This window comes from Dactylosporangium sp. CS-033363 (assembly GCF_050942475.1).
Taxonomy (GTDB): Bacteria; Actinomycetota; Actinomycetes; order Mycobacteriales; family Micromonosporaceae; genus Dactylosporangium.
The window spans coordinates 5321613-5337329 of the sequence record NZ_CP192032.1 but is presented as its reverse complement, the minus strand read 5'-3'; the positions used below and the strand labels follow the sequence as shown (position 1 = coordinate 5337329).

General features: G+C 72.5%; 14 protein-coding genes. 2 read left to right on the top strand and 12 right to left on the bottom strand.

Annotation, left to right across the window (positions count from 1 at the left end; translation table 11 throughout):
- Positions 1-6 precede the first annotated feature (6 nt).
- The 12 genes from ACQPZ4_RS24740 to ACQPZ4_RS24685 form a co-directional block, all read right to left on the bottom strand.
- A complete protein-coding gene (locus tag ACQPZ4_RS24740) occupies positions 7-807 on the bottom strand; it encodes a polyprenol monophosphomannose synthase (RefSeq protein ID WP_433065674.1) in 801 nt (266 codons plus the stop codon).
- On the bottom strand, positions 804-2486 hold the full coding sequence (lnt, locus tag ACQPZ4_RS24735) for an apolipoprotein N-acyltransferase (RefSeq protein WP_433066635.1): 1683 nt from the start codon (positions 2484-2486) through the stop codon (positions 804-806). Before lnt ends, ACQPZ4_RS24740 begins: the two co-directional genes overlap by 4 nt.
- Before the next feature lie 700 nt (positions 2487-3186).
- Positions 3187-4389, bottom strand: a complete 1203-nt coding sequence (locus ACQPZ4_RS24730; protein WP_433065671.1) for a glutamate mutase L — start codon at positions 4387-4389, stop codon at positions 3187-3189.
- Entirely contained in the window at positions 4386-4766 is a 381-nt protein-coding gene (locus ACQPZ4_RS24725; RefSeq protein WP_433065669.1) for a hotdog domain-containing protein, read from the bottom strand. Before ACQPZ4_RS24725 ends, ACQPZ4_RS24730 begins: the two co-directional genes overlap by 4 nt.
- On the bottom strand, positions 4763-5506 hold the full coding sequence (locus ACQPZ4_RS24720; protein WP_433065666.1) for an OAM dimerization domain-containing protein: 744 nt from the start codon (positions 5504-5506) through the stop codon (positions 4763-4765). The genes ACQPZ4_RS24725 and ACQPZ4_RS24720 overlap by 4 nt, the downstream gene beginning before the upstream one ends.
- The gene (locus ACQPZ4_RS24715; protein WP_433065663.1) at positions 5503-7050 is read right to left on the bottom strand and encodes a lysine 5,6-aminomutase subunit alpha TIM-barrel domain-containing protein; all 1548 of its coding nucleotides are present in this window, start codon (positions 7048-7050) and stop codon (positions 5503-5505) included. The genes ACQPZ4_RS24720 and ACQPZ4_RS24715 overlap by 4 nt, the downstream gene beginning before the upstream one ends.
- Positions 7051-7067: 17 nt before the next feature.
- Positions 7068-8570: an amidohydrolase gene (locus ACQPZ4_RS24710; protein ID WP_433065660.1), complete on the bottom strand. Its 1503-nt coding sequence runs from the start codon at positions 8568-8570 to the stop codon at positions 7068-7070.
- On the bottom strand, positions 8567-9592 hold the full coding sequence (locus ACQPZ4_RS24705; protein WP_433065658.1) for an L-erythro-3,5-diaminohexanoate dehydrogenase: 1026 nt from the start codon (positions 9590-9592) through the stop codon (positions 8567-8569). The genes ACQPZ4_RS24710 and ACQPZ4_RS24705 overlap by 4 nt, the downstream gene beginning before the upstream one ends.
- Before the next feature lie 66 nt (positions 9593-9658).
- On the bottom strand, positions 9659-10249 hold the full coding sequence (locus ACQPZ4_RS24700) for a GTP-binding protein (RefSeq protein ID WP_433065655.1): 591 nt from the start codon (positions 10247-10249) through the stop codon (positions 9659-9661).
- Positions 10230-10736 carry a DUF742 domain-containing protein gene (locus tag ACQPZ4_RS24695; protein WP_433065652.1) on the bottom strand — a complete coding sequence of 169 codons (507 nt, stop codon included), beginning with the start codon at positions 10734-10736 and terminating at the stop codon, positions 10230-10232. The genes ACQPZ4_RS24700 and ACQPZ4_RS24695 overlap by 20 nt, the downstream gene beginning before the upstream one ends.
- The gene (locus tag ACQPZ4_RS24690) at positions 10733-11146 is read right to left on the bottom strand and encodes a roadblock/LC7 domain-containing protein (RefSeq protein ID WP_433065651.1); all 414 of its coding nucleotides are present in this window, start codon (positions 11144-11146) and stop codon (positions 10733-10735) included. The genes ACQPZ4_RS24695 and ACQPZ4_RS24690 overlap by 4 nt, the downstream gene beginning before the upstream one ends.
- Positions 11143-13374: a nitrate- and nitrite sensing domain-containing protein gene (locus ACQPZ4_RS24685; RefSeq protein WP_433065648.1), complete on the bottom strand. Its 2232-nt coding sequence runs from the start codon at positions 13372-13374 to the stop codon at positions 11143-11145. The genes ACQPZ4_RS24690 and ACQPZ4_RS24685 overlap by 4 nt, the downstream gene beginning before the upstream one ends.
- A gap of 223 nt (positions 13375-13597) precedes the next feature.
- Between ACQPZ4_RS24685 and ACQPZ4_RS24680 the strand changes: the two genes are divergently transcribed.
- Positions 13598-14971, top strand: a complete 1374-nt coding sequence (locus tag ACQPZ4_RS24680; RefSeq protein WP_433066632.1) for a KamA family radical SAM protein — start codon at positions 13598-13600, stop codon at positions 14969-14971.
- A 48-nt stretch (positions 14972-15019) separates the two neighbouring features.
- A complete protein-coding gene (locus ACQPZ4_RS24675; RefSeq protein WP_433065645.1) occupies positions 15020-15457 on the top strand; it encodes a hypothetical protein in 438 nt (145 codons plus the stop codon).
- Positions 15458-15717 lie beyond the last annotated feature (260 nt).

Below are 15717 nucleotides of genomic sequence, written 5' to 3'. Positions count from 1 at the left end.
CTCCTGTCAGCGCCCCTGGCCGCCCTTGGCCGGGCCGTTACCGGCGACGGCCTTCTTGAGGGCGTTCCAGCGGGCGGCGGTGCCCCACACTGTCACCTTCCACAGTGCCTCACGAACGATGGAGGAGCTCATCTTCGACTGGCCGCGTTCGCGTTCGGTGAACGTGATCGGCACCTCGGCGACGCGGAAGCCGTCCTTGTGGGAGCGCCACGCGAGGTCGACCTGGAAGCAGTACCCGTGCGAGGCGATCGTGTCGAGCTCGAGCTTGCTGAGCACGGGGATGCGGTAGGCGCGGTAGCCGCCGGTCGCGTCGCGCAGCGGCATGCCGAGGGCGAGGCGGACGTACACGTTGCCGGTGCGGGAGATCGCCTGGCGGTGGAAGGGCCAGTTGACGGTCTTGCCGCCCTTGACGTACCGGGAGCCGAGGACGACGTCGTTGTCGGCGAGCGCGTCGAGCAGCTTCGGCAGTTCCTCGGGCGCGTGGGAGCCGTCGGCGTCCATCTCCACGACGGCGTCGTAGCCGTGTTCGGCGCCCCACGCGAACCCGGCGATGTAGGCGGCGCCGAGGCCCTGCTTGCCGGCGCGGTGCATGACGTGCACGGCCGGGTCGGCGGCGAGCTCGTCGGCGATGGCGCCGGTGCCGTCCGGGCTGTTGTCGTCGGCGATGAGGACGTCGACGGCCGGGGTGGCCTTACGGACCCGGTCGACGATGATCCGGATGTTGTCGGCCTCGTTGTACGTGGGGATGATGACGAGGACCCTGCCGACTCCGGGGTATTGGTTCACGCCTCGGTCGGGTGTACTCACAGGTCCTCCTTGATGCCCGGCTTCATGCCTGGTTCGATGCCTGGTTCGGCGGTCTGGGTGCTTTGCGAAATTTCGACAACGGTGGACAGTACAGCCCGCCGGCGCAGCCGTGCGGCGGCCAGCCCGGCGAGGGCGAGGACCACGATCAGGTATTCGGGGATCGCTCCCAGCCGTGTTGCAAGCGTACGTTCTGTGCCCAGGTGCAGCTCGGCGAGGATGACGGCCGGCTGGTCGAACGCGGTTTCGCCGCTGGTGGCGCCGGTGGTGCCGGCGAACGCGGAGATCCCGACGGTGGAGGCCATGAGCGCGTCGCGGCCGTGTTCGACGGCGCGGAGCCGGACCATCGCCAGCTGCTGGCGGGCCTCGGCCTCGTTGAACGTGGCGTTGTTCGTCTGCACGGCGATGAGCTGCCCGCCGCCGGTGACGGTGTCGCGGACGAGCCCGTCGTAGGCGACCTCGAAGCAGATGACGTCGCCGACGGTGGCCGGGCCGACCTGCAGCACGCCGGGGCTGGTCCCGGCGGTCATGTCGGTGACCCGGTCGACCTCGCTGGACACGAGCCGGGCGATGCCGCGCAGCGGGATGGTCTCGGCGAACGGCACCGGGTGCCGTTTCACGTATTTCTGGACGGGGTCGCCGAGGCTGCGGCCGGGGTTGAACACCAGCCCGGCGTTCTCGACGCCGGTCTCGGGGCTGTAGAGGACGCCGCCGACGAGGATGGGCGCGCCGACGGCGTCGGCGGCCTGGTCGATGAGCAGCCCGGCGTCGGCGTTGCGCAGCGGGTCGATGTCGCTGGAGTTCTCCGGCCACACGACGAGGTCGGGCCGCCGCGCCCCGGCCTTGACCTGGTCGCCGAGGGCGATGGTGGCCTTGACGTGGTTGTCGAGCACGGCGCGGCGCTGGGCGTTGAAGTCCAGGCCGAGGCGGGGCACGTTGCCCTGCACGACGGCGACGTAGACGGCTTGCCCGCCGGGTTCCGCCGCCGGTACCGCCTGGGCCGCCCCCACGACCGCCGCCCCCGCGAGGACCGCGGCGAGGGACGGCACGGCGCGGCGGGCGTCGGTGCCGGCGCTGATGCCGCGCAGGACGGCGTAGCCGAGCAGCCCGCCGAGCAGTGCGACGGCGAACGTGACGAGCGGGGCCCCGCCGGCGGCGGCGAGGCGCAGCAGCGGGGAGGTGTCCTGGCTGAACGCGAGCCGGCCCCACGGGAACCCGCCGAACGGGGTCCGGTCCCGCAGCGCCTCCTGCGCGACCCAGAGGGCGGCGACGGCGACGGGCCACGCCCAGCCGCCGCGGTTCCAGGGCCGGTGCCCGCGCAGCAGCGGGCTGATCCCGGCACCGGCGGCGCCGAGCAGCCCGAAGTACAGCGCCTGCAGCACGGACAGCAGCAGCCACGGGACCATGCCGGTGTGCAGGTTCGTCCACGCCAGCAGCGGGGTGAAGAACAGGGCGCCGGTGGCGGCGCCGAGCCAGAACCCGGACTTGAGCCTGCGTCCGTGCACGGCGATCGCGAGCAGGGCGACGGCGGCGGGCGCGGCCCACCACAGCCCGTACGGCGGGAACGCGACGAGCATCGCGCCGCCCGCGACGGCGGCGGTGAGCAGCGCCGCCCACAGCGGCAGCGGGGGGCCGTCGCCGGGCGGCGCCGCGGGTGCGGCGGCGGTGTCTGGTTCGACCAATGTCACCTGCGCCATCCCCGTGTCGTCGCCGTGCGTGCGAGCCTGCGGCGCCCATTATGCGGGGTGGGTCGCCCGATCGTGGAATCGCGGGGTCGATGCCGGTTTGTCGCGTCGATCCGTGTGCGCCGCATCACCCAATGATCATGAAGTGTGCTCCCGGGAGGCGCCCCCGCACCCGTGAGGCGCACGCGCCGGCGAGGCCGCTGGCTGCGGCCGCGGCGAGTCCAAGCGGGCGTGACGGTGGGCCGTGGCCGACAGGTGCCGGGGCTGAAATGGGGGCGCGACTGTCGTCAGTCGCGCCCCGCGCTCCCAGGCCCTGTGTCCGGCCGGTGCGGCAGTGACGTTCGTGCGCGGCCTTCGTTCCAGCCCGGCACGGTGCTGGCTGCCCGTGCGCGTGCCGTTGTCTACTGGTCGCGTGATCCCCCCTGCCCTGACACCGGTGGATGCCCGTTCGCTGCCCCCGCCGACCCCCGCCGGCTGTGGTCGGGGTCGTCTCGTCGGTTGACGCAGACGTCCGGCCGAACCGGCGTTGGGAGGTAGCGAACCGCGGTCATCCTTCCCGAGGTAGGACGCAAAGACGGTACGCGCCGCCGCGGGGTGCCTGTCAACCGCCTCCGGGGATGGATTTGGGCGGGGCGGCGTGTCGCGCGGGCGTGTCGGGCCGCATTCACCCCCAGACACACGCTGTGTCGCGGCCCGATCACGCTGTGAGTGTTCTACAGAGCGTGAGGGCGGCGTGGGGGTGGTCGCCGGCGAGGAGGCCGGCGGCGGCGAGGATGTAGGTGGTGTCGATCGTGGTGCGGGGTGCGCGGGGCAGGGCCCAGCCGCCGGCGTGATCGGTCAGCGCCGGGGTCAGGGCCGCGCGGGCCGCGGCTGGTTCAGCATGCCGGAAGACGCCGCCGGATGCCACGACCGTGGCGACGTGTCGCAGATCCCGTCCGCCCCTGGTGTGCCGCCGCACGGCGACGGTGACGGCGGCGGCCGCGAGCCCCAGCGGCCCGTCGCCGATCGGGAGCCTCTCCCGGGCGGCGGCGTCGCGGATGCCGTCCACGTTCCACCGCACGCCGAGATCCCCCTCGACGGTCCTGGCGTGCCACAGCACCCCGGCGACGGCGTCCTGGGGCGTCTCACCGGGCTGCAGCGCCGAGTACACGTCGGTGGTCGCCCCGCCGACGTCGACGACGAGCAGGTCCCCGCCGGCGGCCCGGGCGAGGACCCCGACGCCGGTGAGGACCGCGTCGGGGGTGGCGGCGGTGACGAGCCGCGCGAACCGCGGTCCCCTCGACAGCCGTTTGCCGCCGATGACGTGCCGGATGAACTGGTCCCGGATCGCGGCCCGGGCCGGGGCGGGGTCGGTGACGCCGATGCGGGGCAGCACGTTCCCGGCGGCAGCCACGTGCAGCCCCCGGCCCGCGAGGAGGGCGACGATCTCGTCCCGGGTGTCCGCGTTCCCCGCCACGACGACCGGCACCTTCCACCGGGCGGTGGCGAGGCGGCGGGCGTTGTGCAGGATGGTGTCGGCCTCTCCGCCGTCGGTACCGCCTGCCAGCAGTACCACATCCGGCTCGGCGCTCTTGATCGCGGCGACGGCGGCGCCGGTCAGGGCCCCGGTGGTGATGTGGACGACGCGGGCGCCGGCGGACAGGGCGACGCGGTGGGCGGCGTCGGCGGACACGAGGGCCTCGAACCCGATCACGGCGAGGCGCAGCCCGCCACCGGCGGAGGAGCAGCAGTAGACGTGGTCGACGGGCCCGGCCGCGGCGAGGAGCGCGTCGACGCCGTGCAGGACGTCGGTGCCGAGGGTCGTCGGGTGGGTGCCGGTGAACAGCAGCTCGCCGGTGCCGGTGTCGACGACGGCGAGTTTCGTGTCGGTGGACCCGACGTCGACACAGGCGGCGATCATGGGACGACGACGGTCCCGGTCGCCGACACGGCCAGGATCGGCTCGGCGAGGACGGACGCCGCCGACGGGCCGCGGGCAGGGTCGGCGCGGCAGGTGACGTGGCAGGTGAACTCGACGGACCGGGACCGGTTCCCCTGCCGGGTGACCGTCGCGGTGACCTCGACGACGTCGCCGGCGTGGACGGGGGCGTGGAAGGTGACGGTGGAGTACCCGGCGAAGAGGCCCTCGTCGGCGTCGGTGCGGATGCACAGTTCGGTGGCGGCGTCGCCGAACAGGGCGAGGCTGTAGGCGCCGTCGACGAGGTTCCCGCCGTAGTGGGCGTGCGCGTACGGCACGTACCGGCGGTGGATGACGGTCGTGCCTTCCAGGCTGCTCACGTGCGGCTCCCGAGGGTGTGGGCGAGATACGAGGCGACCTCGCGGGGGGTGGTGCCGCGGCCGAAGATCCGGTCGACGCCGAGCTCCCCGGTCATCAGCTCGTCGAAGCGGGGCCCGCCGGCGACGAGCAGCGGCCGCCGCGCGGCGGGGAACGCCTCACGGAACGCCGCCGACATGGCTTTGACGTTGTGCAGGTGGGCGTCGCGCTGGGTGACGACCTGGGAGACGAGGACGGCGTCGGCCTTCTCGTCGGCGGCGGCCTGGACGAGGTCGGCGACGGCGACCTGGGCGCCGAGGTTCACGACCCGCAGTTCCCGGTAGTACTCGAGGCCCTTCTCCCCCGCGATCCCCTTGACGTTCAAGATCGCGTCGATGCCGACGGTGTGGGCGTCGGTGCCGATGCAGGCGCCGACGACGACCATCTTGCGGCGCAGCCGGTCGCGGATGGCGGTGTTGACGTCCTTCGGGGACAGCAGCGGGTAGTCGCGTTCGGCGACGACGACCTTCCCGGGTTCGACGAGATGGTGCACCCGGCCGTAGACGACGTAGAACGTGTGCCCGTCGCCGATCGGCCGGGCGTGCACGACCATCGCCGGGTCGACGCCCATCTTCCCGGCGAGCTGCAGCGCGGCGCCCTCGCCGCGTTTCCCGGCGGGCAGCGGCAGCGTGAACGACAGCTGGATCATGCCGTCGCCGGTGGTGTCCCCGTACGGCCGGACGACCTGCGGCTCGCTGCTCATGACGCCGCCCCGGTGAGCAGCTGCTCGGCCGGGTTCCAGTAGGTGTCCTCGCGGCGGGCGACGCCGTCGAGGCCTTTGCCGCGGTCGGCGGGGCGGCGCATGATCCCGAACGTGCCGTCGGCGATCGCCTGCAGGAGCCCCCGCTGCCCGATGTGCTCGAGGAGTTCGACTGCTTCGTGCAGTACCAAAGCAGCCCTGGTTCTGATGAAGGTGCCGGGGGTGAAGTCCTCGTGCAGGTTCCCGGCGGCGCGCAGGACGTAGCGGACGTTCTGCAGGGCGATGTCCCGGTCGGACAGCCACGGGGTGACGACGGCCTCGGTCATCATCCCGACGAGCAGGATGCCCTGGCCGGTCAACGCTCCGGCGAGGTTGAAGAACCCGTCGAGGAGGTTGCCGCGGAACACGTCGCCGGTCATGTGCCGGGTCGGCGGCATCCATTTCAGCGGGGCGCCGGGGAACAGTTCGCGGGCCAGGAGGGCGTGGGCGAGTTCGAGGCGGAACGACTCGGGCAGGTCGGGGTTGATCTCGAAGGCGTGGCCGAGGCCGAGCTGCCACGTGGCCAGGCCGGCTTCGTGGGCGAAGTACTCGTTGAGCAGCTGCGAGACGGTGACGGTGTGGGCGGCGTCGACGGCGTCGGCGGTGGTGAGGTAGTTGTCCTCGCCGGTGTTGATGACGATCCCGGCGCGGGCGTGGATCTGGCGGGAGAACCGCTGGTCGACGAACGTACGGATGGGGTTGATGTCGCGGAACAGGATGCCGTACATGGAGTCGTTGAGCATCATGTCGAGCCGTTCCAGCCCGGCCAGCGCCGCGATCTCCGGCATGCACAGCCCGGACGCGTAGTTGGTCAGCCGCACATACCGCCCCACCTCCCGCGACGTCTCGTCCAGGGCGGCCCGCATCAGCCGGAAGTTCTCCTGGGTGGCGTAGGTGCCGGCGAACCCTTCGCGGGTGGCGCCCTCGGGGACGTAGTCCAGCAGCGACTGGCCGGTGGAGCGGATGACGGCGATGACGTCCGCACCGGCCCGCGCCGCCGCCTGGGCCTGGGGGATGTCCTCGTAGATGTCGCCGGTCGCGACGATCAGATAGATCCACGGCCGCTGTTGCGGGTCGCCGTGGCGGGCGATGAGCCGGTCCCGTTCCCGCCGCCGCCGGTCGATGCGGGCGACGCCTTTTTTCACGGCCGCGGCCGCGCTGCGCCTCGAGGCCTTCCCCGCCGGTACCGCGAAATGCACGCTGCCCGCCGCCGCCTTCTGCGCGAGGAGGGTCAGGTCGGCGTGCCCGTCGCGGAGCAGCGCGTCATACACGGGCTGCAGCACGCCGTGGCCGAGGCCGATGTCGGCGACGACGGCGTCGACGAGCCGGTTCACCCACGGGATGCCGTCGGGGTCGGCGCCCTCGATCCCGGCCAGGCGCAGCGTGGCCCGTTCGACGGCGACGGTGGTGTGGGTCCGGGCCAGGTCGACGACGGGCCGGCCGGCCGCCGCGGCAAGGGTCCGGGCGTGCGCGATCACCGCCGGGTCGAGGGCGAGTTTCCCGGTCACACCACCGCCTCCTTCACTCAGGTGGTCCAGATGTCGGTACCGGCCAGGACCGTCGTCCGGGCGGCCGGGGTGTCGTCGCCGGTCAGGACGGCGGTGAGGGTCGCGGTGGTGTCCCAGACGGTGAACGTGGCCGTCCCGCCGGGGTTGAGCACACCCTCGTCGTCGTCGCCGACGGCCCGCCAGCCACCGCGGGTGTGGGCGGCGAACGCGGCCTTCGGCCCGATCCGCTGCACGGGGTTGTGGTGACGCATCGCCGCCCGGCACGACCCCCACGGGTCCAGGGGCGTCACGGGGCTGTCGGAGCCGAACGCGAGCAGGACACCGACGCCGGCCATGGACCCGATCGGGTTCGCCGACAGCGCCCGCTCCCGGCCGAGACGCTGCGCGTACATGCCGTTCTCGCCGCCCCACAGCCGGTCGAACGCCGGCTGGATCGAGGCGACGATGCCGTACTCGACGAACTTCGCAATCGCCGCCTTGTCGAGCAGCTCGGCGTGTTCGATGCGGTGCCGCCCGGCGCGGAGCCGTTCGACGCCGACGGTGCGGGCGGCGTGCCCGAACCCGGCCAGCACGGTCCGGATGGCGGCGTCGCCGATGGCGTGGAACCCGCCCTGCACGCCGTGTGCCGCGCAGCCGACGAGGTGCTCACCGATCTGCTCGGCGCTCAGGTAGCCGTGCCCGGCGGAGCCGTGATCGTCAAGGTAGTCGTGGGACAGGTGCGCGGTGCGGGCACCCAGCGCCCCGTCGGCGTACAGGTCCCCGGCCGCGCCCCGCGCCCCGAGCTCCCGCGCTTTCGCGGCGGCGCCGGCTTCGCCCCACAGTCCGTACACCTTCGGAAACTGCGGCCCGTGGCCCAGGGCGGCGGTGAAGTCGTCCTCGCCGGACGTGCCCGGCCCGCCGCACTCGTGGATCGACGCGATGCCCAGCGACGCCGCATGCCGCAGCGTCGCCTCCTGCGCCGCCTTCGTCTGGGCGGGGGTGATGGACGCGAACGCGGCGGCCCGCACCACGTGGTGGGCGTCGCGGCGCAGCCATCCGCCGCCGTCGTAGCCGGGCGCGGCCTTCGCCTCCGCGGTCAGCAACCTGCTCGACACGAGGGCGGCGTGGACGCAGGCGCGGGACAGGTACACGGCGCGGCCGCCGCCGGCCCGGTCGAGCTGCTCGGCGCTCGGCGTGGTCTGGTCGGCCCACCCGGACTCGTCCCAGCCGTGCCCGATCACGACGGCGTCGGCGGGGAGGCGTCCGGCGTGGGCGGCGACGGCGTCGAGGACGTCGGCCGCGGACCGGGTGGCGGTGAGGTCGAGGCCCTGCAGGGTGATGCCGGTCGCGGTGGTGTGCACGTGCGCGTCGACGAACGCCGGGGTGAGCAGGCCGCCGGCGAGGTCGACGACCCGGTCGGCGCCGGCCGGGGCGTCGGCGTCGGGGCCGAGCCAGGCGATGCGGTCGCCGTCGGTGAGCAGCGCGGTGGCGGAGGGGTCGGCCGGGGTGTGGACGCGGCCACCGCGGTACAGGGTTCTCATGCCGCCCAGTCTGCCAACCGGGGTGCGAGGCGCGCTTCGAAGACGGCCCGGACGGCGGGCTCGGAGCGCAGCAGGCCGAGCGCGTACTCGGCGTGGCCGGGGACGTAGCCGTTGCCGATGAGCATCGTCACATCGGCGGCGAGGCCTTCGGCGCCGAGCGCGGCGGCCGGGAACGAGGTGGCCATCGAGAAGAAGATGACGGTACCGCCGGGCCTGGTCGCCAGGATCGCCGCGTGCTCGCAGCCGGGGACGTCGACGCACACGACCGTCAGGTCGGCCGGGTCCTGGAGTTTCTGGATGAGTCCGACGGCGTCTCTCGCGTCGGCGACCACCACCTCGGTCGCGAGGCCGGATGCGGCGAGCTGTGCGCGTTCCTGCTCGTCCTTGACCACGCCGACCGTGTGGGTTCCCCTTGCCGCGGCCAGGGCGAGACTGCCCGATTTGCCGGCGGCACCAATCACCGCGACTTTTCGGACATCTGTCGAAATATGCCGTTTTACCAGGGCGGGTGCGCCGCAGACGTCGAGGACCGCGAGGGCCAGCTCCGGGGACAGGTCGCCGGGCAGGACGGCGGCGATCGAGCGGGCGAACAGGATCGCGTGGCCCTCGCACGGCACCTGCTCGCTCAGCCCGTCCCAGTCGCGCAGGCCGTCGGTGATCGCCAGGGGCGTCAGGGTCAGCGACACCAGGGTGGCGATCCGGTCGCCCTCATTGAGGCCCAGCGGTGAGCCCGGCCCGACCTCGTCGACGGTGCCGATGAGCATCCCGCCCGACCCGGTGACCGGGTTGTGCATCTTCCCCCGCGCCGCCACGATCTCCAGGACCGCGGCCCGGATCGCCGCCCCGTCCCCGCCGTGCGCCTCCGCCAGCTGCCGGTACGAGGCGGCGTCGAGGTTCAGCCGCTCGACCCGCACCCGCACCTCGCCGGCCCCGATCGCCGGGGACGCGTCAAGGCGCTGCGCGGCCTGGGGCAGCACCCCGGCCGGGGCGACGACCCGGTGCAACCCGATCGGAGAGTCCATTTTCCCGCACCACCCCACCGTTGACCGAAGATTTTCCGGCACAGTAACGCGATTGCAGGATATCTTTCAAGACCGGGTCAGGGTGAGGACATGCTCCACCAGGCCGATCAGCACCGCCTTCGACGACTCCCGGTCCCGGGCGTCACACAACAGCAGCGGCACATGACCGTCCAGGTCCAGGGCCTCCCGCACCTCCGCCTCCGAATACGTCACCGAGTCGTCGAAACAGTTCACCGCCACCACGAACGGCGTGCCCCGCCGCTCGAAATAGTCGATCGACGGGAAACAGTCCGCCAGCCGCCGCGTGTCCGCGAGGACCACCGCCCCGATCGCCCCCAGCGCCAGCTCGTCCCACAGGAACCAGAACCGGTCCTGCCCCGGCGTGCCGAACAGGTACAGCACCACCTCCGGCCCGATCGTGATCCGGCCGAAGTCCATCGCGACCGTCGTCGTCGACTTGCGCTCCACCCCCGTCACATCATCCGTGCCGACCCCCGCCGACGTCAGCGACTCCTCCGTCGTCAGCGGCCGGATCTCACTCACCGCACCGACCAGGGTCGTCTTACCGGCCCCGAACCCGCCCGCGACGAGAATCTTCACCGCCGTCGGCACCACCGGCTGCCCGTACGGCTGCTGCTCAGAGCGCCCGGAGTCCATGGATCACCGCCTTCAACACACTCGCGCTCGGCAGCCCGCCGGTGCTCTGCGGCTCGTACAGCTCGATCAGTCCCTGCCCCAGCAGGTCACCCAGCAGCACCCGGACCACCCCGAGGGCCAGATCCAGATGCGACGCCAGCTCCGCCACCGCCAGGGGCTCCCGGCACGCGGCCAGGATCGCCCGGTGCTCCGGCTGCAACCCCCACCCGCCCGCACCACCGGCGGCACCCGCCGCGGCGACCACCATCGCGACCACGTCGAACTTGTCCGACGCCGGCACGACCCGCCCGCCCGTCATCGCGTACGGCCGCACGACCGGACCCGCGTCCCGGTCCGCCCACGTGTACTCCGCCCACGGCCCCTCCGGCGGGCGCAGATCCTCCCGCGGCGGCTCCGGCCACCGGTACGTGCCGCCGTCCGGCTCGTCCCGCCACGACTCCTGCCGGCCGTGCTCGTCCTGCCACGCGTGCCGGCCCGGCTCGGTCATGTCCCGTCCTCCGCCGGCCGCGCCGACGCCGTCAGGTTCGCCCCGACCCGCTGCACCAGCATCGCCATCTCGTAGGCGATCAGCCCGATGTCCGCGTCCGCCGCCGCCAGCACCGCCAGGCACGCACCGCGGCCCGCCGCCGTCACGAACAGGAACGCCTCATCCATCTCGATGATCGTCTGCCGGACCGCGCCGCCACCGAAATGCCGCCCCGCCCCGCGGGCCAGGGACTGGAACCCGGCCGCGACCGCCGACAGATGCTCCGCGTCCTCCTGCGTCAACCCCGCCGACGCCCCCAGCAGCAGCCCGTCGACGGACAGCACCACCGTGCGCTGCACCGACGGCACCCGCGCCACCAGATCATCCAGCAGCCACGCCAGGGCACTGCTGTTCCCGCCGGGCGCGCTCACCGCTGGTCCCCGTCCTCGTCGGCGCGGGCCTCGTGGCGGCCGCGGGCCGTACCGGCCTGGAACGACGTCATCATCCGCCGCAGCTGCTCCGGCGACCGGCCCGCCGGCGCCTCCATGACCACGGTCTCGTCGTGGTGCAGCTGCGGCGCGAGGGCCTGCTGCCGGACCCGCTTCGGCAGGCCACCCTGCGTCGTCGTCCTCGGCTCCTCGACCCTGGGACGCTCCGCGGGCCGCAGCGGCACCGGCTCCGGTTCTGGCCTTGGTTCTGGCCTTGGTTCGGGCCTCGGTTCCGGTTCGCGGGTCGCCGGCAGTTCCAGCTTCGGCTGCGGCTGCGCCGGCAGCTCCGGCGCCGCCACCACCAGATCGGCGGGCAGCAGCACGACCGCGGTCACACCCCCGTACGGCGACGGGCGCAGCACCACCCGCACCCGGTGCCGGGCCGCCAGCTGCGCGACCACGAACAGCCCCAGCTGCGCGCTGTTGCCCGGGTCGAACACGGGAGGCTCCGCCAGCCGCCGGTTCGCGGCCTCGAGCGCCTCCGCGGTCATCCCCAGACCCCGGTCCTCGATCTCCACCACGAACCCGTTCGGCACCGACTGCCCGGTCACCTGCACCTTCGTGTGCGGCGGGGAGTACGACGTGGCGTTCTCCAACAACTCCGCCAGGAGGTGGATGACGTCGCCGACGGCCCGGCCCGTGACGGCGCCGTCGCCGATCGCCAGGACCTGCACCCGCGCGTAGTCCTCGACCTCCGACACCGCACCCCGCACCACGTCGATCATCGGCACCGGGTTGCGCCAGCCGCGGCCCGGCGTCGACCCGGCCAGGATCACCAGGTCCTCCGCGTGGCGGCGCATCCGCGTCGCGAGATGGTCGACCCGGAACAGGTCCGCGAGGTCGTCCGGCTCGTGGGTGCGCCGCTCCATGCCGTCCAGCAGCGACAGCTGCCGGTGCAGCAGCGTCTGCGAGCGGCGGGCGATGTTCAGGAACACCTCGTTCATGCCCTGCCGGACCGACGCCTCCTCGACCGCCGACGCCACAGCCGTGCGCCGCACCGAGTTGAACGCCTCCGCCACCTGCCCGATCTCGTCCACACCCAGGCGCAGCGGCGGCGCCTCCGCCGACACGTCGACCTGGTCGCCCTGCCGCAGCCGGGCCACCACCGACGGCAGCCGCGTCTCCGCCAGGTCCCGGGCCGCCCGGGCGAGGCCGTCGAGGCGGCGCGCCACCGACCGGCCGATCCGCACCGACAGCAGCACCGACGCCGCCACCGCGAGCAGACCCACGAACCCGGCGCCGATCAGCTGCCACACGATCCGGTTCGACGCGTCCGAGGCGTGCTGCACGTTGATCTTCTGCACGTCGGAGCGGAACTTGGCCAGGGCCGTGTTCACCGGGTCGAACGCCGCCCGCCACTGCCCCAGGTCGATCCCCGACGCCTTGCCGGGCGTGGTGCCGATGAGCCGGTTCTCGAGATCCTGCAGAGCCTTCAGCGCGGGTGTACCGCCCAGCTGCTGCTGATACTGCGCCTGCTGCTCGGCCCGCAGCTGCGTCGCCGCGTACGGCAGCAGCAGCCGCGCCTGCCCGACGAGCGTCACCATCTGCGCGTAGTCCTCGACGGTGTAGTCGCCCTCGGTCGTGAAGTCCCCGACGAGTGCGTCCTCCTCCGACAGCAGCTCACGCACCATCGACAGGACGAACACCCCGCGGGCCTCGGCCGCCACGTCGGCGTCGGAGTGGTTCGACGCCGCCTCGAACAGCCCGTACGTCGTGTTGATGATCAGGCTGATGCCGTTGCGGGCGTCGTCGGGCTCGCCGCCGCCGTCCGCGGCCGCGCGGATCGGCGCCAGGCTCGTCAGCGCCTTCGCCGTCGTCTCCAGGGCCACCTTCAGCTCGTCGGACGCGGCGTCCTGGGCGGCGGTGCTGGAGGCCTGGCGCTGGAAGTTCAGCACCGCCAGGTCGGTCTTCTGCCGCGCCTCGACCATCAGCGCCTGCCCCGACTTGCGCCCCGACGCGAGGTAGGCGCCGGTCAGCTGCCGCTCCGACTGCAGCGCCGTCACCATCGCCTCGGCCGGCTCCCCGACCCGGTCGGAGATCGTCGACGCGCCGCGCAGGTCGAGGGCGGACGGCAGCGTGATACTCACCGCGAACAGCCACAGCGCCACGAGCATGACCAGCGGGACGGTCATCATCGCGGTGATCTTGGCGCGTACGGACCAGCTCTTCATCGTTCCTCAGGGGCAGTGGGGTGACAGGGTGCAGAACGGTTGCGGGCAGGTTGCCGCCCAGCTCAGCCACCGTATGCAGCAAGATCCCCACCGACGTCGGTCGAATGGGTGGGTTTTCCCTGCTCAGCGGCTTGTACAGGATCTCCCGCGCAAACCGCCCATTCCCGGCATCTCAAGAAACCTTCCGGCCGGGGGATCGCTCGCCGGATAATTTCCCGATAATCTGCCCTCAGGACACAAAACCTTGAGGAGCGCCGCCGTGCAGCCATACGTCTACCAGCGCCACGCACTCCACGAACCGGACTGGCGCCGCTACCCCGGCTGGCACGACGTCACCCGCGAACAGTGGGAAAGCGCCCAATGGCAACGCGCCCACTGCGTCAAGACCATCCCCCAGCTGCGCGCCGTCCTCGGCCCCACCGTCACCGACGCCTTCTACGACGACCTCGCCGAGGACCAGGCCCACCACGCCACCATGTCCATGCTCATCCCACCCCAGATGATCAACACCATGGTCCCCGGCGCCGTCCCCACCGACGACACCCTGCGCGCCGACCCCATCCGCGCCTACATGCTCCCCATCGCCACCGACCGCCGCCCCGACTTCCCCTCACACCCCTACGCCACCCGCGACTCCCTCCACGAACACGACATGTGGGTCGCCGAAGGACTCACCCACCGCTACCCCACCAAAGTCCTCGCCGAGCTCCTGCCCACCTGCCCGCAGTACTGCGGCCACTGCACCCGCATGGACCTCGTCGGCAACAACACCCCCACCGTCACCAAACTCAAACTCGCCAGCAAACCCGCCGACCGCCACACCGCCATCCTCGACTACCTGCGCACCCACCCCGGCGTCCGCGACGTCGTCGTCTCCGGCGGCGACGTCGCCAACCTGCCCTGGCATCAGCTCGAGACGTTCCTCATGGCGCTGCTCGGCATCGACACCATCCGCGACATCCGCCTCGCCACCAAAGCCCTCGCCGGACTCCCCCAGCACTGGCTGCAACCCACCCTCGTCGAAGGCCTCGAACGCGTCGCCCGCACCGCCGCCCGCCGCGGCGTCAACCTCGCCATCCACACCCACGTCAACCACGCCCAGTCCCTCACCCCGCTCGTCGCGAAGGCCGCCCACACCGCCCTCGAAGTCGGCGTCCGCGACGTGCGCAACCAGGGCGTCCTCCTGCGCGGCGTCAACGCCACCGCCCCCGACCTGCTCGACCTCTGCTTCGCCCTGCAAGGCGAGGCCGGCATCCTGCCGTACTACTTCTACATGTGCGACATGATCCCCAACGCCGAACACTGGCGCGTCGCCGTCTGGCAGGCCCAGCAGCTCCAGCACGACATCATGGGCTACCTGCCCGGCTACGCCACCCCGCGCATCGTCTGCGACGTCCCCTTCGTCGGCAAACGCTGGGTCCACATGGTCACCGAGTACGACCGCGAACGCGGCATCAGCTACTGGACCAAGAACTACCGCACCAGCATCGAGGACGACGCCACCCAGCTCGACCGCACCTACCCCTACTACGACCCGATCGACACCCTGCCCAAGACCGGCGCCGACTGGTGGCGCAAGGAACACGCCGCCGTCTGATGCCGCGAAACCGTCACCCGGCCCGCCCGGGTGACGCACCCTGAAGGAGTGCGCCGCCGCAACATCCTCCGCCTCCTGGGCATCGCCATCGCCGCCGCGGCGCTGATCTCCTACATCAACTGGGCCGGCGCCCGCGGCACCCAGTTCGACCCGGCCGCCCAGCTGCACTGCGCCCGCGGCACCGAGATCGCCGGCGCCCAGGCCACCGCCGAACCGACCCGCCGCGAGACCCGCTCCCCCGACCAGCTCGCCGAGGCCTGGGCCAACGCCCGCAACCCCGAGCTGATGGCCGGCAAGCACCGGGTCTTCGACAGCGACGACCGCATCGACATCGGCTTCGACCGCAAGGCGCAGACCGTCGCCGTGCTCACCTTCCTGCGCTCCGACAAGTCCCTCGGCTGGCACCTCGACGCCGTCGTCGCCTGCCAGGCCCAGGTACGCCGGTCCACCGCACCCAGTACCGCCCCCAACGCCAGTCCCTCATAGACCTGCGGGCGGGCCGGAACCCAAAAACCTAAGTCAGCCGCGCAGCGGCTAGGAACTGCGTTTTTCCTGACGTGGCGGAGCCACGTCCTCTAAGGCGTCCTAGGACGCTAGGATATGAGGTCGCGCCCGGTCGGGGACCCCCGAACGATCGAGCACGGCACCCGATGATCCGCGCCCCGACTGCAGCTGATCAATGGAACCAGTCCGCCTCCGACCTGCTTACGCTCGGTGACATCAACGTCCCGACCTGCGGGAGGTCC